This window comes from Pseudomonas sichuanensis (assembly GCF_024749065.1).
Classification (GTDB): domain Bacteria; phylum Pseudomonadota; class Gammaproteobacteria; order Pseudomonadales; family Pseudomonadaceae; genus Aquipseudomonas; species Aquipseudomonas sichuanensis.
The window spans coordinates 2750045-2769143 of the sequence record NZ_CP087185.1 but is presented as its reverse complement, the minus strand read 5'-3'; the positions used below and the strand labels follow the sequence as shown (position 1 = coordinate 2769143).

At 64.0% G+C, this 19099-nt stretch carries 15 protein-coding genes and 1 pseudogene; 3 read left to right on the top strand and 13 right to left on the bottom strand.

All coding sequences use genetic code 11. The features are described from left to right. Positions 1-387: 387 nt before the first annotated feature. The 12 genes and pseudogenes from LOY51_RS12610 to LOY51_RS12560 form a co-directional block, all read right to left on the bottom strand. On the bottom strand, positions 388-1161 hold the full coding sequence (locus tag LOY51_RS12610) for a WecB/TagA/CpsF family glycosyltransferase (protein WP_125858500.1): 774 nt from the start codon (positions 1159-1161) through the stop codon (positions 388-390). Beyond that, positions 1161-2348: a glycosyltransferase family 2 protein gene (locus LOY51_RS12605; RefSeq protein WP_258646423.1), complete on the bottom strand. Its 1188-nt coding sequence runs from the start codon at positions 2346-2348 to the stop codon at positions 1161-1163. Before LOY51_RS12605 ends, LOY51_RS12610 begins: the two co-directional genes overlap by 1 nt. Next, positions 2345-3547, bottom strand: coding sequence for a glycosyltransferase (locus LOY51_RS12600; RefSeq protein ID WP_125858498.1), 1203 nt, complete (start codon positions 3545-3547; stop codon positions 2345-2347). Before LOY51_RS12600 ends, LOY51_RS12605 begins: the two co-directional genes overlap by 4 nt. 63 nt (positions 3548-3610) lie before the next feature. Beyond that, positions 3611-4954, bottom strand: a complete 1344-nt coding sequence (locus tag LOY51_RS26980; protein WP_309475595.1) for a glycosyltransferase family 4 protein — start codon at positions 4952-4954, stop codon at positions 3611-3613. A gap of 729 nt (positions 4955-5683) precedes the next feature. After that, positions 5684-6583: pseudogene (locus tag LOY51_RS26975) on the bottom strand (DUF535 family protein); the annotation flags it as partial. 7 nt (positions 6584-6590) lie between these two features. After that, positions 6591-7568 (bottom strand): glycosyltransferase family 2 protein, encoded by a 978-nt coding sequence (locus LOY51_RS12590; protein WP_258646420.1) that lies wholly within the window; start codon positions 7566-7568, stop codon positions 6591-6593. Between the two features lie 37 nt (positions 7569-7605). Further along, a complete protein-coding gene (locus LOY51_RS12585) occupies positions 7606-8130 on the bottom strand; it encodes a serine O-acetyltransferase (protein WP_125858495.1) in 525 nt (174 codons plus the stop codon). 8 nt (positions 8131-8138) lie between these two features. After that, positions 8139-9095, bottom strand: a complete 957-nt coding sequence (locus LOY51_RS12580) for a glycosyltransferase family 2 protein (protein ID WP_125858494.1) — start codon at positions 9093-9095, stop codon at positions 8139-8141. Further along, positions 9088-9705, bottom strand: coding sequence for an acyltransferase (locus LOY51_RS12575; RefSeq protein WP_125858493.1), 618 nt, complete (start codon positions 9703-9705; stop codon positions 9088-9090). Before LOY51_RS12575 ends, LOY51_RS12580 begins: the two co-directional genes overlap by 8 nt. A gap of 132 nt (positions 9706-9837) precedes the next feature. Then, positions 9838-11304: an FAD-dependent oxidoreductase gene (locus LOY51_RS12570; protein WP_125858492.1), complete on the bottom strand. Its 1467-nt coding sequence runs from the start codon at positions 11302-11304 to the stop codon at positions 9838-9840. Further along, on the bottom strand, positions 11301-11639 hold the full coding sequence (locus LOY51_RS12565) for a hypothetical protein (protein ID WP_258646419.1): 339 nt from the start codon (positions 11637-11639) through the stop codon (positions 11301-11303). The genes LOY51_RS12570 and LOY51_RS12565 overlap by 4 nt, the downstream gene beginning before the upstream one ends. Continuing rightward, a complete protein-coding gene (locus LOY51_RS12560; protein WP_125463940.1) occupies positions 11605-12981 on the bottom strand; it encodes an oligosaccharide flippase family protein in 1377 nt (458 codons plus the stop codon). The genes LOY51_RS12565 and LOY51_RS12560 overlap by 35 nt, the downstream gene beginning before the upstream one ends. 95 nt (positions 12982-13076) lie before the next feature. Between LOY51_RS12560 and LOY51_RS12555 the strand changes: the two genes are divergently transcribed. The 3 genes from LOY51_RS12555 (at position 13077) to galE (ending at position 18266) form a co-directional block, all read left to right on the top strand. Continuing rightward, positions 13077-14603, top strand: a complete 1527-nt coding sequence (locus LOY51_RS12555) for an O-antigen ligase family protein (RefSeq protein ID WP_258646418.1) — start codon at positions 13077-13079, stop codon at positions 14601-14603. A 5-nt stretch (positions 14604-14608) separates the two neighbouring features. Beyond that, positions 14609-17209 carry a glycoside hydrolase 5 family protein gene (locus LOY51_RS12550; RefSeq protein ID WP_258646417.1) on the top strand — a complete coding sequence of 867 codons (2601 nt, stop codon included), beginning with the start codon at positions 14609-14611 and terminating at the stop codon, positions 17207-17209. A 94-nt stretch (positions 17210-17303) separates the two neighbouring features. Further along, on the top strand, positions 17304-18266 hold the full coding sequence (gene galE / locus LOY51_RS12545; protein ID WP_258646416.1) for a UDP-glucose 4-epimerase GalE: 963 nt from the start codon (positions 17304-17306) through the stop codon (positions 18264-18266). 27 nt (positions 18267-18293) lie between these two features. Here galE and LOY51_RS12540 read toward each other — a convergent pair whose 3' ends face one another. Further along, positions 18294-19091, bottom strand: a complete 798-nt coding sequence (locus tag LOY51_RS12540) for a CpsD/CapB family tyrosine-protein kinase (protein ID WP_110992631.1) — start codon at positions 19089-19091, stop codon at positions 18294-18296. Positions 19092-19099 lie beyond the last annotated feature (8 nt).

Sequence of the window (19099 nt, the reverse complement as noted above, 5' to 3'; positions counted from 1 at the left end):
ATCAATGTGAGCGATCAATGTGAGCGTGGCGAACACCCTTGCATCAGGCTGAACACGATACAAAATCAACGGACGTCTTTGCCCAGGCAACCCTGGGCAGCGGCATGGCCACAGGCGATAGCGGTCGCACCCCGGCAAGCCTGCCGACGTTGTATTTCACTGCTGTGATTGAGGTGCCACGGATGGCGTAAACATGAGCGCGCATTATCGATCCCTGCATGCGGCAAGCCCCCCTGATTCAAGAGCCCGCCTGAGCGTCCGGCCACCAGGATGGCGTTCATTCAGGGGCTGATGCTTCGCCTGTTTATTGTTTTTGCTGTCTGGCGGCGATTGATATCACTGTAGCAGTACTGCGCCATCGCTGCGGCGCGCCACCATTAAGACGGATCAGGGCTCACTGCCCGGCACACTGGAACCGGCTGTGCCACGCGCCTTGCTGCAGGCCAGGGTGCGCAAAACAAACAAGGGGTTACCCAGTACATAACGGCCAAACAAGCGCCTGGGTTCCTTCAATAAGCGGTACAGCCACTCCATGCCCAGCCGTCGCACCCAGGCTGGGGCCCGCTCCACCCCTCCCCCCAGAAAGTCCAGGATCGCCCCGCCGCACACGACCAGGCATGGCCCGGCAACGGCCACCAGCCGGGCTGCAACCAGCTCCTGCCTGGGCATGCCCATGCCCAGCACGATTACCTCGGGTTGCAGTTCGCGGGCAAGGCTCAGATAGGTCTCCACGTCGGCGAAGCCATCGTGCACCGACACCGGCCGCACCCCGAAGCGGGCTTCGCAGTGCTGCGCCGCCTGGGCCAGGGCAGGCTCCCGGGTGCCCCACAGGGCAACCCGTCGGCCTTTGCAGGCCGCCAGCACACGGGGGATGAAATCGGTACCGTTCATGTTCACCCCTGGCGCAAGGCCCAGCCGGCGGTACAGCAGCCCCATGCCCGAACCGTCTCGCAGCAACACATCGGCGGCCACCAGCGCCTTGTAGAATTCACCGTTGCCCGCCATCAGGTTCATGGCGTGGGCATTGACGAATCCCAGCACAGTGGGTGCTTGCGGGGCCAACAAGGTGTCGAGCAGCCGTTGCTCATCAGCTGCGTCAGCCACCACCTGCAGTTTGTCGACGACAGTGGCCCAGCGCCGTTGCCATGTACGATCCGTCATCAGCTGTCATCCCGTTTCGAACGTACCCATTCCACCTGGCGTCGCACCAGAAACCCCAGGTACAACGGGATCTTCTTCGCCGCGTAACAAGGGGCATACAGCAACACCGAAAAGGGCATCTGCTCACGGCAGAAGCGCAGCCAGGCCAGCAGCACCGCGCTACCCAGCAGAACCATGGCCAGCGTGGCCAGCAATGCCGGCAACAACATGCCGAACAGCGCATACGCCAACCACGTGAGGCCCAGCAATGCCATCAATGTCAGCACCAGCAGGGCCAGCGGCGGCACCATCAGGTCGATGGCCATGGCCAACAGGCGCCCGTTGCGTCGAGTCAACGCGCTCAGCAGCAGCCGGGGGGCGTCAGCGAGCAGTACGCCGAGGTGGCCGTGTTCCCAGCGAGTACGCTGTATTGCCAGGCCTTCGTCACTGCTCGGAAACTGGCTGTAGACCTGCGCTTGCGGGCAGAACAGCGGTGGTTTGCCGTTGCGACACAGGTCCAGCCCCATCTTCAGGTCTTCAACGAGGTGGCCGTGCGCCAGGTCGATCAGTACAAGGTCGCGCCATGGCAACGCCATGCCCGAGCCCATCAGTTGGCAAGGCAGGCCCAACCACGCCCAACCGCGCGGGCGCACCAGGTTCTTCACCCGCCAGGCGAACTCGGCGATCTGTACCTTCAGCCCGGCACCTGCTGGCGCATGCATCAGGTAGAGGGCTTGCACGGGCCGCGCAGTCTCGCTGCAGCAACGCGTCAATCGCTCGATAGCGCCCGCGTCCGCCAGGCAGTCGGCGTCGATGACGATAAGCACCTGCGGTGGGTCGTCCGCCAGGTAGCGCACACCGAAATCCAGTGCGTAGCCCTTGCCCCGCAATCGATCATCCTGGCGCTCGACCACTTGCGCGCCCGCCTGCCGGGCAAGCGTGGCGGTGTCATCGCTGCAGTTGTCCGCCACCACCAACAGGCGGTCACCTGCGGCCAGTTGCGGAGTGATGCTGGCGAGGGTGGCAGCAATGACCGAGGCCTCGTCGTGCGCCGGCACCAGCACCGCCACCCGCGCCCGCTTGCCGGTGGCCATGGGCAGCGGCCGGGCGGGCAGGCAGCCCAGCAACACCTGGACGAACAGTACCAGCACCGGTAACAGGATCAGCAGCGCCGCGGCGCCCAACAGCCAGCTCAATAGGTTGATCATGCGGATGCCTTGAAGTAGCTGGCCAGCCGGGCCGCTTCGGTATCGATATCATGGCGTTGCAGCACGCGCTGGTACGCCGCCTCCCCCATGCGCTGCAGCACTTGCGCAGGTTGCGCCAGGCAATCGGCCATGGCCGTGGCCAGTTCCTCCACGGCCCCCGCCGGGAACAGCCAGCCGTTCTCGCCTGGGGTTACCAGCTCGGGGATACCCGCCACATAGGTGGTCAGCACCGGGCGGCGCAAGGCCATGGCTTCCATGATCACCACCGGCAAGCCCTCGGCGAAGCTTGGCAAGACCAGCGCACGGGCGGCGAGGATCTCCTCGCGTACCTGTGCGCTGCTGATCCAGCCGGTAATACGCACCTGCGACTGCAGGCGGTGCCGGGCGATCAGGGCTTCCAGCTGCTCGCGCATCTCGCCATCCCCAGCCAGCACCAGCTCGAATTCCACCGCCTGCGCCGCCAGCAGCCGTGCGGCCTCTAGCAACAGCAACTGGCCTTTCTGCTCGCACAACCGACCAACACACACCAGCCGCGGCGCGCTGGGTACAGCCACGGCGGGCACATCATGGAAGCTGCGCTCCAGGCCACAGTGCACCACCTTGACCTTGCCCCAGTGCTCGTGCGCCACCCAGCGGAACAGCTGGCTGCGCCCGTAAGAGCTGACCGCAGCGACGAATGCGGCGCGCCGCACCTTCTCGCCCATATGCAGGAACTGCGGCTTGTCGAACTCCTCGGGGCCATGCACGGTAAAGCTATAGGCCGGCCCCCCCAAGGCGCGGGCCAGCATCACCACCTCGGTCGAGTTGGTGCCGAAATGCGCATGTACATGCACCGCGCCCGACGCCTGCAGCCACTGCAGCACACGGCATGCCTCGGCCAGATAGATCAAGTGGTAGGGCCATGCCCGGTCAGCTCGCCGGCCCAGGCGCAGGGCCAGCCACAGGCTTGCGAAAAAGCGCCCGGGTTGCTGGCGCAACACCTGCAGCGCGGGCTTGAGCAGGGCTTTCACGCCGCCTTGCAGTACGTACTGGGTCTTGCCCTGCTCGCGCACATCCTCGTCGTCCTGCAGTTCGGCATCCCAGCCACGCAAGGCAATGCGCTGAATCTCGAAACCCTGGCGCTCCAACGCGAGGATTTCACGGCGAATGAAACTGTGGCTGACCTTGGGGTACTGATTGATGAAATAAGCAATGCGCATAGGAATCCGAGTCCATACCCGCGTGATGAATGAGCTGGGCCGCCCCCGGCGGCACCCGGCCCTCTACTTCAGGCTTTTCATGGCTGACGGCGCAGGGTCTGCCGTGGCAGTGCCCGCGATGACGTCCGCATAGATGCCCTGGAGCTCCAGGGCCTGGTCGCTGCACAGCGTGATGCTGCCCTTGAACGCGTTGTGTGGGTGCGCAAAGCGCTCCGGGTGCTCAAGCGCATCGGCCAGAGCCTCGCGCAGATACCGTGGGTCGGAGCTCAACGGAATGATGGTGCCGTTGACGCCATCGACGATGTCCTCGACCGTGCCCCCCGCGTCGGTGCTGATTACCCAGACGTCACGCACCAGCGCTTCGCGCACGGCAAGGCCGAAGGTCTCTTTCCACTGGGTCGGGAACAGCAACACGTCGATGCCGGAAAAGAACGCGTCGATGTCGTCCTGGGTGTAGCCGGGGATGATGCTGACGCTGCCCGGAATCTTCACGCTGTGCCGGTTGAACGAGCGGAAACCCAGGTGCAGCAGGTTGTCGACCACCTTGAGTTCGTAGTCCGAGCGGGGTAGCCCGGCAAACGCCTGGGTGATCAGGTTGATGCCCTTGATCGCTGTGTTGCCCCCGACGAAACCGAAGCGCAGCAATGCCCCCGGCTGCTTGTGGTAGCCCGCGCCGGGGGCGAGGATGCCGTTGCGGTTGATGCGGATCTTCGCCGCATCGAAGCCATTGGCCACGTACAGGTCGCGGGCGAAGTGGCTTGGCGCCAGCAGCAGGCTGGCCTTGCGCAGGGTGGTGGCCAAGGCCTGCTGACGGTAGGCGTTCAGCGGCGCATCCTCGACACAGGCGGCACACACTTCGGCGCGAATACGCGTTTGCCCGCAGTATTGCCCCTGGCCGTTGATCATGAACTGGCGCCCGCAGATCCACCACGCATCATGCAAGGTCACCACGAAGGGTATGCCCGCCCGCGCACAGCTTTCGGCCAGCAGCGCACCCAGCCCCTGGATCGAGTGCAGGTGCACAAGGTCCGGGGCGACGCGCTCGAGCACGGCGTCGAACAGCGGCAGGGTTGCGCGGTTTTCGAAGTCCTCAAGGGCCGAACGCTGGTCAGGCAGGCCGATGCCAAGCACCGCAGCCTGCTGCGCCTGGTACCGGAACAGGCTGTAGGCGGGCGTGTCGGTCGTCGGTAGCGATGTGAACACGAATTGCTGCCAGGGCGAAGTGGCCGCCAGCAACCGCGCCATCTGCTCGGCGACGACCGTGGCGCCACCGAAACTCCTGGGGGCGAAGAAGATGTTCGCCGACAGCAGCCTGCGTGGGCGAACGCCGGATAAGGCCGGGAAGACCTGGCCCAACTGCTGGCTGCACTCGACCACCGTGACTTGCCGGGCCCCCGCCTCTTGCATCGCCGCCGCCAGCACCGCACTCGACGCTATCGCGCACTCGCACGCCAATAGTGCCTGCCGGTGCAGGGCCACGGCCGCCATCAGCTTGCCCACGTCGGTGTCACGCAAGCCGTTCAGGTCGTTACCCTGGCGATACGCCTGCGGGTCGAAGATCAACTCGTCTGTATCCCAGCAAGAGGTGACCTTGAGGCGGCTGGCGTCTTCGAGCAGCCTCGACAACTGCGCGCAGTAAGGCAAACGGTGCAGGATGACCGCCGCACAGGTTTGCAGGGCATTCAGGCAGTCTTGCGGATTGCGCCAATCCGCCACCGTGCAGGTGTAGCCGAGCTCGACCAGCATTTGCCGCAGTTGCGCAGGGCGGCCATCGAGCGCTTGTACTGGGTCGCTCTCGCAAATCATCAGGACGTGCCCGGGGAACAGCGTACTGGCCGCCACGCCAGGGGCGTCCAGGGGCAGGTCGTGACGCTGCTCGGCGGGTGGTTTCCAGAGCAGCGCCGGGCCATGGCGCAACAGCTCCCGCCAGGTCTTTCTCAAGGTCGGATACAGCCCGGCCTTGCGTATGTACGCCACAAAACGCTGGTCGGCCCGGGGTTCGCGCAGGGCCTGACGGAACAACCCCGCAGCCTTTGCCAACCACGAATGCGCGGCTGTCGGCGCACTGGCCTCCTGCAACACCAGGGCATAGCCCAGCCGTTGCCGATGTACCTGCAGCGGGTCCGCGCCGGCCGCCAGCGCCGCTTCGAGTTGCGCGAACAACGCCTCGAGCAAGGCCTGGCGCCTGCGGTACATGGCGCGTTTCTTCGGCGCTATGTCCTCCGCCGCACGTTGCGCCGCCGCCAGCGGGAGGCTGAAGAAGTCTTCGCGCTCGCTGGGTACTGCGCCATGCTCCAGCCAGATGGCGTCGTAGTTGGCGGCCAGGTCCTGGGACTTTTCGGCGCCAAAGTAGGGATGGCGATGGTGCCGATAGGCGTCGCCCACCGCATACAGGCCGTCAGCCCCGACCGCCCTGGCCAGGCATTTGAGCGCCTCGAGCAGCAGGCTGCGCGGGCGCAGCCCTTCGAAGTCCTTGGTCAGGTCGCGGTAAATGGCCAGCGAGCGCTCGCTGTCGATACCCTTGTGGATGCCCTGCACCGCGCCGATGAACAAGCAAAGGCCCGCCGCCGTGCGCTGCAGGGTGAAGGCCAGTGACGCCACGCGCAGGTCGCCCTGGAACAGGTTCAGCACCAATTCGCCTTCGCGCTTGAACCAGATCGGCCGGTCCAGCACCAGGGTGCAGTCGGCAGAAATGCCTGACAGATCGCACAGTGTCCGCCGCTCGTCCCGGCCCAGCAGCAACAGGGTCGGGAACTGCGCCGTCACCACCTGGTAGTGCGAAGCCACGGCGTCGAGACGTTCCCGCACCGACCAGCACTTGCTGACATAGGGCCACTGCACCATGCCGATGCAATCGACACCGAGCTTGTCGAAGCCTTCCTTGCCCAGCGCAGCTTCCATGTGCCGCAGGAACGGCCGCAGGTCGGTCCACTGGGTGATGATCAGCACCAGCAATTTGAACTTGTTGTTCAACGCCCGCAATGAATAGCCGGGTTGCAAAGTGAGCACACTCTTGAGTAACGATCTGAACGCCATGGGCCTCTCACTTGTACTCGATCAACACCGTCTTGCCGGCAGTGAACCGGTTCAACAGAAACCGCACCTGCCCGAACATCTCCGGGAACTTTCCCAGCACCAGGAACACCGCCTGCAGCCAGTTCTCGCGAACCGAGCGGCCACCACGGCGCGCCAGGCGCACGGCCTGCAGCGGGTAGAGCAGCAACAGCAGCAGCCCCCAACCGCCCAGCAGTGCACACGCAGCCACGATCGCCAGCGGTATGCCCAGCCCCCACAGCCAGGCACGACGCGACTCACGCTGCCAATGCCGCTCAGGCGGCGCGCCATGCAGGAAGGCGCCCTCGGCGAACGCGTAGCCTGCGCGCAGGCTGCGCCGCCACCACTGGCTGAAACGGGTCATGGCGGCATCGTGCAGGGTCATTTCGGCGGGCAGGCGCCAGATCTTCCAGCCGCGACCGCGCAGGCGAATACAGAGTTCGGGCTCTTCCCCGGCGATCAGCCCCGCGCGAAAGCCGCCCACGGCCCTGAACGCATCGGCACGCATCAACGCATCACCGCCACAGGCCCGGGCCTCGCCCACCGGTGTGTCCCATTCCAGATCACACAGCAGGTTGTAGACCGAATGCTGCGGGAAACGCTCGCGGCGCCGACCGCACACCACCGCCACTTCCGGCCGTGCATCGAGAAATTCGCAGGCCTGCTGCAGCCAGCCGTCCATGACTTCGCAATCACCATCGACGAACTGCACGTAGCCTAGTGTCGGCAACAAAGATTGCAGGCAGGCGAAGCCTTCGTTACGTGCCCGTGCGGCGGTAAAGGGCCGGGTCATGTCCAGCGCCAGCACCTCGACGCCCAGGCCTTGGGCCAAGGCCTGCGAGCCGTCGGTCGAGCCCGAGTCGACATACACCACCTGCTGCGCGCAACCGGCCAGTGACGCCAGGCAGCGCTGCAGGCGCTGGCCTTCGTTGCGGCCGATCACTACAACGCCAATCCCTGTCAGCATGGCGCCCTCCTGCTGGCGCTGGGCAGTGTTGCCTGCCTCATGAGCACGGCTCTGCTTCGGCGGGCTTGCGCGCCTTGACGGTCGCAGGCACCCCGACCGCCAGGCAGTCGTCCGGCACGTCCACCAGCACCACGGCGTTGGAGCCGATCACTACGTTGTTGCCAATGCGGATGTTGCCCAGCACCTTGGCGCCGGCGCCGATATCGACGTTGTTGCCGAATACCGGCGCGGTCGGCTCGCTGACATTCTTCAACCCCACCACCACGCCGTTGCGGATCCGGCAATCGTCGCCGAAACGCGCATAGCCGCTGATGATGATGCCGCCGAAGTGGTCGATGACGAAGTTGCGGCCGATCTGCACCTCACAGGGCAGCTCGACGCCGGTCAGTATCTGCACCCACTTGAACAGCACTTTGTAGACCAGCGACAGCGGCTTGCGCAGCAACGCCGGGCGCACCCCGTAGCGCCAGCGCCCGAAACGATAGACCAGCAACACCCAGAAGCCCTGGGCGCCCCAGTCGCCCCCATGGGCCCGCAGATCGGCACGAATATTCTCGAACATGGCATCACCTACCTTGTGGGTTGGCTTGCGAAACGGGTATCGAACAACAGTGCCCAGGTGGCCCGACAATGCCGCCAACAAGCCGTGATGGCTGCCCGCCCCCGCCCTTTCAACAAAGCCTTAAGGGCCAGCACCAGATCACCGAGGGTCACCAGCGCCATATGCAGGGCCAACCCTGCCAACCCATGGTGCTTGCGGAAATACAGCAGTTCGCTTTCGATCTGGTAGGCCGATATCTGGCGGCTGGCCGCCTCAAGCTCAGCGACCGACTTGGAGCTTTCCCCGCCGATGTGCACCACCGTGGTGTGGGGATAGAACACCACCTTCCAGCCGGCCTGTTTGACCCGTTTGCAGTGGTCGACTTCCTCGTAGTAAAGGAAGTAGCGCGGGTCGAACAGGCCCACCTGGTCGAGCACCTCGCGCCGCACCAGGTAGAAGCAGCCAGGCAACCAGTCGCACTCGCGCACCGAGCCGTGGTCCCAGTTCATCTCGTCGACCATCTTCAACCCCGGGAAGAAGCGCCCGAGCCCGGTGCGTGCCACGAACACGTTCAAGGGGGTCGGGAAGTAGCGACAACTGGGTTGCAGGTCACCGTCGCGCCCCACCAGGCGTACGCCCAGCACCCCGCATTCCGGGTGCGCGTCCATGTACTCGAGGGTCTTGTCCAGGGAGTCCCTGGCGACGAACGCATCGGTATTGAGCAGCAACGCGTACTTGCCGTTCAGGTGCGCCAGCAGTTGGTTGTTGGCCCGGCCGAAACCGACGTTCTTCTGGTTGCTGACCACTACGGCCTCGGGGCAGACCTTGGCCAGGCGCTCGACCGAATCGTCGACCGAGGCGTTGTCCACCACCAGGTAACTCGCCAACTTGTCGCCGTCGGCCTGGCGCAGGGCGTCGAACATCGGCTGGAGCAAGCCGGCGGTATTGAAGTTGACCACCATCACATCGACAGGTTTGCTAGCCATTGCTGCCATCCCCAAAGAAGTACTGGCCCCGCGCAGCGGCGAGGGCCGGCTCCAATGCCGGGTCATAGGCACCCTGGCGCTGCTTGACCAGGTCTATCCAGGGGTAGGCGGCGCAGCGTTCCTCGACGCGCCGGATCAACGCCTCGGTGGTGCAGATGAACTTCGCCGGATTGCCACCGACCACGGTACCGGGCGGCACATCCTTGGTGACCACGGCCCCAGCGGCAACCACCGAGTCCGGGCCGATGGTCACGCGCGGCATCACGATTGCGCCGTGGCCGATAAAACAGTTGTCGCGGATGTCGATGAAACCGACTGAATCGAGTTGCTTGCCGTAACAGATCTCGATCAGCGCGACCACGCCGTCGTGGCCGATCAACGTGCAATCCGATAACCCGACGTTGCTGCCAAGGCGTACCAGGCGTGGGTCGGTGACGTTGCACCCGGGGTTGATATGGACGTTGCTGCCGACGGAATAGAACTGGCCCCAGCGGGTCAGGTAAGCGCCCCAGTCACGGGCATTCGGATTGCAGAACTTCTTGTAGGTCGCGCCGGCGCGCCCGGTCGAGTTGGCGTAGTTGGCCAATGCTTTGCGTATCCATCCATACATGCTGCTAGCCTCGCAAGTGAAGCGATCCTGGACTGTCCCTGAGGCGAATACGGTCTCGTTCTTGTTGATGCTGACCGCCCCGCGCTCACTCCCTTACCCACCCTGCTGTTGCCCTGACACCGCGCCGACTGCTCAGGTGAGCGCACCGCGCGCCGATTTCAGCCTTTCATCGAGGTGATCCGCCAACCGCAGGGCGAACTGCAACAGCGGCATGGTCGGGTTGGAGGCGCCGCCGGTGGCGAAGATGCTGCTGCCGGCGACATAAAGATTGTCGGTGCCAAATACCTTGCAGTCGCGGTCGACCACACCGTACTGCGCCGAGGCAGCCATCCGTGTGGTGCCCATATGGTGCGCGTGAGGCTCCATCTTCAGCGGTATCGCGGCGTCGTACACGTACTCGTTCAGCCTGACGAAACCAAGGCCTGTGTCGACGAACTGTTTGGCCAGCTCGCTGCCGATGCACTGGATGGTGTGGCGGTCGTTTGCGGTAAGCACCCAGTTGACGTTGGCCTTGGACACACCCAGTTCGTCCTTCTCTTCGAGCAGCGAGAGCCGGCTTTGCGCATTGGGGTACTGTTCGATCATGGTGCTGAGCACCCCTTCGCCCGGGCAGCTGAAATTGGCGATGAAGTTGACCTTGTGGGCAAGGTTCATCTCACAGAGCAGGTTTTCCAGGAAGTGCTTGACCTCGGCGGTCCGGCCGAAGGTGCGCACTTCATCGAGCACCGTGGCCGAGACATTGCCCTTGCCGGCCTTGTATTCGCTGACGAAGGCATCACTGGTGTAGTACTGGCGCGGCTCGCCAGTCTGGCCGTCCTCGAGGATGAAGGTGCCCATCTCGACGTTGAGGTGCTCCATCAGGCAGCGCCCCACCAGGCCATCCTGAGTGACCACGCCTGCCTTGCGCAGGGACGTGCTGTTGAGCAGTTGCCGGGCGTTCTCCAGTGCCCCCGTCGCCAGGATGAAGTGCTTGGCCACCAGCCGCTGGCGCTGCAGGTCATAGTCGGACACCACCGCTGCCGCCAGGCGTCCCGTGGCCTGCTCGAACTCGAGGTCGACGCAGTTGCAGTTGATGAAGACGTCCAGCCCGGCGGTATCGTTGAGCGCTGCAGCGTATTTCTGCGCAAAGCGCGTCGGCGGGCTGAGCAGGAACTTGTCCGGCTCGAAGTCGCCGCCCTTGAGCCCAGCGTTCTCTGCCTGGAATTGTGCGCCTTGCGGCAGGTCGACAATCTCCATGGCCGCTGCCAGGTATGGCTCCACCTCGGCATAGGCGATGGGCCAGCCAGGGAGATCGCCTGGGGGCGGGACCGCGAAATCGGAGGGCGTGAACGGACGGCAACGGCCTGCCCAGTGATTGGAGGTGCCGCCAAGGTAGCGCAGGCGGGTTTCATGGGGGTACAGCTCAAGGCCGGTCGAGGTGCACTGGTACAGGGCCTGCGAGCGCGGCGAATAGTCGTGCCCGCCCCCCTCGGCCAGCACCACTTTCCAGCCAGACTGCGCCAGGCGCAGCGCCAGCGTAATGCCGGCGGGCCCGGCACCGATGATGCAGACGTCATAGTCCTCGCGCAGGGTCTTCTGCGCCTGGTAGTCGCGGATCATGCCTGCCCGTCCCGAAAATAGCCCGAAGGCAGGACCCAGCCGTTGATGACCACGAACCCGCCCGGGGCACCGTTGCCGACAGGATCAGCGGGAGGGGTGACAGGCCCTTCGGCCACCGTCTTGCCGAACACCACTGCGCCGATACCCAGCACGGCACAGTTGCGCAAGAACACCCTGCGCCCCGACAGCTGCGTGAAAAACACAAGCTTGCCCATGATCCCCAGCCCCCACCATTGTTGTGCCAAAACCAGGTAAACCGCTGTCGCCGACGCCTGGGCACCGCGCGTTGTTACAAGGGGTTCAAAGCCAGTTGAAGAAACGCGTTGCCAACTCACCGAACAGTGCACCAACGGCGATCATCGGTAACACCATGAGCTCGCGCCTGATACTGAAGATACCGAGCTTGAGATTGACATACACAATCAGTACCAAGGTCGGGAACGTGTGCAGGGCAACCCCCCAGATAGCCCATTGCACGCCACCGATGGCCAGCAACAGCGGCAACCCCAGCCACAGCGCAACGAGGCGGATGATGTTGTCCATGGCCTGGTACTTGGTCAGCCCCTGGGCGATCCAGATCTGATGCGCCAGGGTGTAGCGCAGCGTAAAGAACGACAGCGACAGAATGCTGAGCATAGTGCCTGCGCCAGCATAGCGCTCGTCGTACATCCAGCCGATCAGCAGTGGGCTGGCGGTGATGAACACGCCACAGGTGAACAGCATGGCCAGGTCCACCAGCAACCTGAAACGGTAATACAGCGCTTTGAGCCGCTCATGGTCACCGGCCCTGGCGGCCTCGCTGAACGCCGGCAGCGCCACCGTGCCGACCAGTTTCAACAGGCCGGTCTGCAGCGAGCCCAGAATCAGCACGGCGATCGAATACACCCCAAGCTCGGCAGCGCTCATGCTGGCGCCGAACCACATACGGTCGCCGTACATGGCCAGCACGCCTACGATCGAGGACAACAGGATCCAGCGGCCGAACACCACCAGTTCGTTCAGTGCGCTGCGGTCCCATTGCAGGCGGTTCTTCGGGCCCTGAAACACCAGGTGGCCCAGCAACGTACCGGTCAGGGCGCCCGCCAGGCCGGCAATCACCAGCGACCAGATGGAGCGGGTGAAGTAGCCGATCACCAGCATCACGACCAGCCCGACGATCTGCGATGCCAGCTCCACCAGTACCACGCGCTTCTGCTGGAAAGTACGCACCGCCACATCTATGTTGGTTGACTGGAAGCCGTAGATCACCGCCGAAATACCGGTCACCGCCAGCACCACTGGCAGCTCGGGCGCAGCATAGGTGGAGTCTGCCGGCCACAGGTTGCCCAACTGGGCCAACCAGGACGCCAGGGCCAGCAGCAGGGTCAGCGCGAAGAGCACGAAACCACGGACGATCTGCACGCTCCAGGCGGTATTGAGAAACAGCGGGTCGTCGCCACGGTGGCTCTGGATGATGTTCTGCCGCAGGCCGACATCGGAGAGCAAGTGCAGGAGTACCGAAACGGTGGTGGCGATGACCATCACCCCGAACATTTCCGGTAACAGCAAACGGGCCATGATCAGGTTGCCGCCCAGGCGCATCACCTGCGACGCGATCAACGACACCAGGTTCCAGGCCCCGGCCCCTAATGCACGCTTGCGAAGACTCACCGATGCAGACACTTCAACAGACGGCATGGCTTCAATCCCTGACTGGATGTCTAAGAAGTCACTATAGTTTCAATTAGCCATGATGCTAGCTGTCCTCTACCAGCGGATAGGTGCCGTTGCCAATGCCTGAACATTTTCGTGCACTGATCGTCATTCTGTTCCTCGCCACCGTGGTGTTCGTGCTCGCACGCGGCCCCGCCAGCGACCTGATTCCCGAGCGCGATTTCAAGCGGCGGCGCAACCTGTGGTTCGCCCTGACGCTGCTGGCCTTCTTCTCGTACAGTTTCTGGGTTTACGCCGGGGCTGCGGCGGTCATCATGTACCTGGCAGGAAGGCGCGAGCGCAACATCATGGCGCTGTTCTTCATGCTGCTGTTCGTGATGCCCCCCGCCACGGTGCCGATACCTGGTTTCGGGGTGATCAACTACCTGTTCGACCTGAACCACGTCCGGCTGCTGACCCTGTGCGTGTTGCTGCCCGCAGCCCTGGCCCTGCGCAGGCAGGCCGACACACCTGGCTTCGGGCGCCTCTGGCCCGACCGCCTGCTGGCCGCCAGCATTGTCCTGATAGGCGCGCTGTACCTGCGCGAAACCACCCTTACCGACACCTTGCGCCAGGCGCTTTACCTGTATATCGACGTATTCCTGCCGTATTACGTGGCCAGCCGTGCCCTGCGCCAGCTCAGCGACTTCAAGGACGCCATGCTGGCCTTCGTGCTGGCCGGCTTCGTCCTGGCGCTGATCGGCGTGGCCGAGTTCGTCCGCCATTGGCTGCTGTACAACGCCCTGCTCGAGGCCATGGGCGTGCAGTGGAGCATGGCCAGCTACCTGAGCCGCGGCGGCTCGCTGCGCGCCAGCGTCACCACCGGCCAGGCCATCGCCCTGGGCTATGTCATCAGCGTTGCGATCGGCCTGTTCCTGTTCGTCCAGAGCTATGTGCGCAGCCCCTTGCAGCGTGCCATGGGCGCGCTGTTGCTGGCGGCCGGGCTGGTCGCACCTCTGTCGCGCGGCCCATGGATCGGCGCGGCGATCATCGTTGCCGTGTTCATTGCCACCGGCAAGGGCGCGGTCAAGCGCCTCAGCCTGCTGGCCGTCGCCGGCGTGCTGGCCATCCCGCTGCTGACCGTGGTGCCGGGGGGCGAGAAGGTGCTCGACATGCTGCCGTTCATCGGCAACCTGGAAAAAGAGAACATCACCTACCGCGAGCGCCTGCTGGACAACTCGTGGATCGTCATCCAGCGCAACCCGCTGTTCGGCTCGTTCGATTTTCGCAATACCCCGGAAATGCAGTCGATGATCCAGGGCGACGGCATCATCGACATCGTCAATACCTACCTCAACCTTGCGCTGAGGGTTGGCCTGGTGGGCCTGGGACTGTTCGTGGCCTTCTTCGTCTGCGTGCTGCGGGGGGTTCGCAAGGCCATGCTGGCATTCCCGGACAAGGATGACGAACAACGCCAACTGGGGCGGGCGCTGCTGGCCACCCTGGTGGGCATCCTGGTGATCATCTTCACGGTCAGCAGCATCACGGTGATCCCCGTGGTGTACTGGTCCGTTGCCGGGCTGAGCGTGGCCTACATGCAGATGGTCCGCAGGCTTCGTGCGGCCCAACCCGCAACCATTGCCCAACGCGGCCTCCAACCCAGGTAACGACAATGAAGTCATCTGCTCTGCGCCCGTTGCTGCGGGTTACGCTCCTTGCTGGCCTGATGATTCTTCCCTGTGCGGCACATGCTGCGGCCTGGACGGTCAAGGTGGAGGAACAGAACGGCTTGCCGACCGTGACCCGCGGCGGCGGGCCGGCGATGATCGCCAAGTTCGATTTCTGGGGCGCTGACTGGGACTGGACCGGATTCTACGCCGCGCTCAAGGTCAACGCGCCCTACCACTACACCCTGGAAGGCAAGAACAAGGACCTGGACTTCGACCTCAGGGCGGACATCAGCAGGCCCGGCGAACGCACCCTGGCCTGGAACTTCGACCTGGATGCCCATAGCCGAAAGTCCAAGGTGATGGGCGGTGGCATGGTCTTCCATTTCGACCCGGCACTGGTCGCCGGAGAGATGGGCGCCCCGCAATTGTTGCCCGGCAATCGCGGCTGGTCATGGGGCAATGATGCGCAGGGGCGTCGGCTGGAAATGCGCTTCGAGCCGGCGTTGGCCAGGGTGTATTTCGAACGCGGCAATCCCAGCGAAGTCCGGGCGTTCTTCTACAGCGAGGCGATCGAGCCCGGTCGCCAGCAGGTCAAGGCGCAACTGCAGGTGAGTGGCGACATCGCCATCGGCCCGACACCCACCGAGCGCTTCGGCATGGTCGACCCTGCCAGCTGGCCCGACGACCAACTCGACTGGCGCAAGTCACCGGTCGACTTGTCGTTTCTCAACGCGCCGGAAATACCGGCGGGCAAGCGTGGCTTCGTCAAGGCTGTAGGCGAGCAGTTGCAGTTTGCCGATGGCACGCCGGCACGCTTCTGGGGCACCAACCTGACGGCCTACGCCTTGTTCGGCACCCCGGACGAGGAGATCAAGGTGCAGGCCGAGCGCCTCTCGGCCCTGGGCTTCAACCTGGTGCGCCTGCATCATCACGACTCGCCCTGGGTCAGCCCGAACATCTTCGGCGACATGACCGCCCTGCGCGACACGCGCCAGCTCAATGCCGAGTCGCTGCGCAAGCTTGACCTGTGGATCAAGAGCCTGAAAGACCAAGGGATTTATGTGTGGCTGGACCTGCACGTGGAGCGCCCGATCACCCCGGCGGATGACATCTATGGCTTCGATGAGCTGCCCAAGACCCACGGCGCCGCAGGGCTCAAGGGCTACGCCTATGTCAACATCACCCTGCAGCAGGCCATGAAAGGTTTCGCCGAGCAGTACCTGACCCATGTCAACCCGTATACCGGCCTGGCCTACAAGGACGACCCGGCGGTCGCCGCGGTGCTGATCACCAACGAGAACGACATCACCCAGCACTTCGGCAATGCCCTGTTGAAAGACAAGAACGTGCCCAGGCACTACAAGTTGTTCGAGGACCAGGCCAAGGCCTTCGCCCAGCGCCAACACCTGAATGTCGACGAAATCCAGATGACCTGGCTGCCAGGCCCATCGAAGCTGTTCCTCAACGACCTGGAACACCGCTTCGACCTCGACATGATCCAGCACCTGCGCGGGCTTGGCGTAAAGGTGCCGATCGTCACCACCAGCACCTGGGGTGGCAATGGCCTGAGCGCGCTGCCGGCGCTGACCACGGGTGATGTGATCGACGCCCACAGCTATGGCGGCGGCGGGCAACTGGAGCGCAACCCATTGACCAGCGACGGCATGCTCGACTGGCTTGCGGCGGCCCAGGTGGTCGGCAAGCCCATGACGGTGACCGAATGGAACGCCGAACCCTTCCCCACCCCCGATCGCCACTCATTGCCGCTGTACATCGCCGGCACCGCCAGCCACCAGGGCTGGGACGGGCTGATGCAGTACGCCTACAGCCAGCAGAAATTCATCGAAGGTTGGCGCACCGCCGACAACTGGCACGCCTACAACGACCCGGCGCTGCTTGCCACCCTCCCCGCCGCTGCCCTGCTCTACCGACGCGGGGATGTGCGTAAGGCCACCACCCGCTACGTGTTCGCACCCACGCCCGAGACTCTCTATAACCGTGCCATCAGCCCAAACAACTCGGCCCTGCTGCGCACGGCCTGGGAGAAAGGCCGGCTGCAGATCGCCATGCCAGCCACACCCCAACTGCCGTGGTTGCAGCCCAGTGTGATCCCGGCTGATGCGAAAGTGCTGCATGACCCAGACCAGTCGCTGTTGCTCGCCACCGCCAGCGAGTCCAGCAGCGACACCGGCGAGCTCAGGCGCAACTGGCAAAAAGGGCTATACACCATCGATACCGCCCTGACCCAGGTCGCCACCGGTTGGCTGGGTGGCCAGTCAATCCAACTGAGCAACATCCAGGCCCAGCTACAGACCCCCTATGCCAGCGTTGCGGTGCAAAGCCTCGATGCCAAGCCATTGAGTCAGTCGCGGTCGTTGCTGATCTCGCTGGGCTCCCGCGCGGTGCCCCGCGAGGATGACAAGACACCCTTCCATGTCGAACCCCTCGCCGGCACCCTCAGCGTCAAGGCTTTGCCAGGCTTGAAACTGTTCGCGCGCAATGCCGATGGGGAAGAAACACAGTTGCCGGCGGACTACCAAAATGGGCGCTACAACATCCGCTTCGATGGCCAGCGCATGTCCAATTGGCTGTTCCTCAAATAGCCATCTAGAGTCTGCAAAGGCCTGTTGCGGCAACCGGCGCGCCCGGTTGCCGTAAAGGGACGTCCGTACGGGCAGCAGCTTCCAGGAGGTTTGCATGAAGTTCTTGGTGGTCGGTGGTGCAGGCTACATCGGTTCGCACATGGTCAAGCACTTGCTGGCCGAGGGGCATGACGTGGTGGTGGCTGACCTTGCGCCCACACGGCCCCAGGTCAAGTGGGTGGAACTCGACATCGCCGATGCAGCTGCACTGGATGCCCTGTTCGCCGAATACACCTTCGATGCGGTGTTCCATTTCGCCTCGTTCATCCAGGTGGGCGAGTCGGTCACAGAGCCTGGCAGGTACTATCAGAACAATGTGGCGGCGACCCTGGTGCTGTTGCAGGCCATGGTTCGCGCCGGGGTAAGGCGGCTGATCTTCTCTTCCACCGCCGCTGTTTATGGCGACCCGCAATATATCCCGATCGACGAGCAACACCCCAAGGCGCCGATCAACCCTTATGGCTGCAGCAAATGGATGGTGGAACAGGTGCTCCAGGACTTCGACCGCGCCTACGGGTTGCGCTCGGTGTGCCTGCGTTACTTCAATGCCGCCGGGGCGGACCCCGAGGGTGAATGTGGCGAGCGCCACGAGCCGGAAACCCACCTTATCCCTTTGATCCTGCAAGCGGCCGCAGGGCGTCGCCCCGCCATCACCGTGTTCGGCCGCGACTACGACACCCCGGACGGTACCTGCATTCGCGACTATATCCACGTGGCCGACCTGGCCTCGGCCCATGCGCTGGCAGTGAACTACCTGGTTGCCGGTGGCGCCAGCACCGCGCTCAACCTGGGTAACGGCTTCGGCTTCTCCGTGCAGCAGGTGATCGACACCGTACGCGATGTGACGGGGCGCGAGGTCCGCGTCGAGGACGCGCCGCGCCGCCCAGGCGACCCGCCGCGGCTGGTGGCCGATGCCGGCAAGGCCAGGCAGCTGCTCGGCTGGCAACCGGTCTACAGCTCGCTTGAGGCAATCGTGAGTCACGCCTGGAACTGGGAAAAAAAATACCCCTGGGTTTGACCCCAGGGGTACGTTTCACCCTTTTGCTCAGTAATAGTCGCGGGTCTCGGGCTCGGCCTTGTTCAACACGGCACCGATCATGTTGGCGGTAGCCAGGTGGTACAGGCAGTCTTCGATATCCTTCTTGCTGTTCACGCCATTGGCGACCACCAGCAGCACACAGTCGATCTTGGGCAGCACGGTGATCGCGTCATCCGAGCTGAGCAAAGGCGGCAGGTCGAAGATGCAGATGCGCGACTCGTAGCGATCGCGCAGGTCGTTGATCAGGTTGCCCACCTTGGCCGAGGACAACATCTCGGTGGACATCGGGATCGGTTCCCGGGTCGGCAACACCACGAAACGTGGCAACGTCGGGTTGACCAGCACCTCCTCAAGCCCCGCCTTGTCGGCCAGCAGGTCATTGAGCGCCCGATCCATAGGCAGGCCAAGGGTGCTGCCGACCCGTGGCCGGCGCAGGTCGAAATCGACCAGCAGTGCAGTCTTGTTGGTGTGGTGGGCGATGCTCATGGCCAGGTTGATCGCCAGCACCGTCTTGCCCGCCGCGGGCGTCGGCGAGGTGATTGCCAGGGTGCGCCAGCCGTTCTCTTCCATGGTCTGCAGCACCTGGGTGCGCAGCAGGTCGAACGCCCAGTTCATGTTCGAGTTCTTGTTGTAGGCCACGATCCGATGGCGCTCAAGGTGCTCCGCGCGCAGCGGCACCACCTTGGTTTGCACATAGTCGAACGGGCCAAGCACGTCGGTTCGCTGAACCAGCGGTGCCGGCAGTTTTTCGGTAGGTGGAACCTGATGAAGGCCTTTGCCTATTGCTGGCGTATTCCTGTCCATTGCTGCGC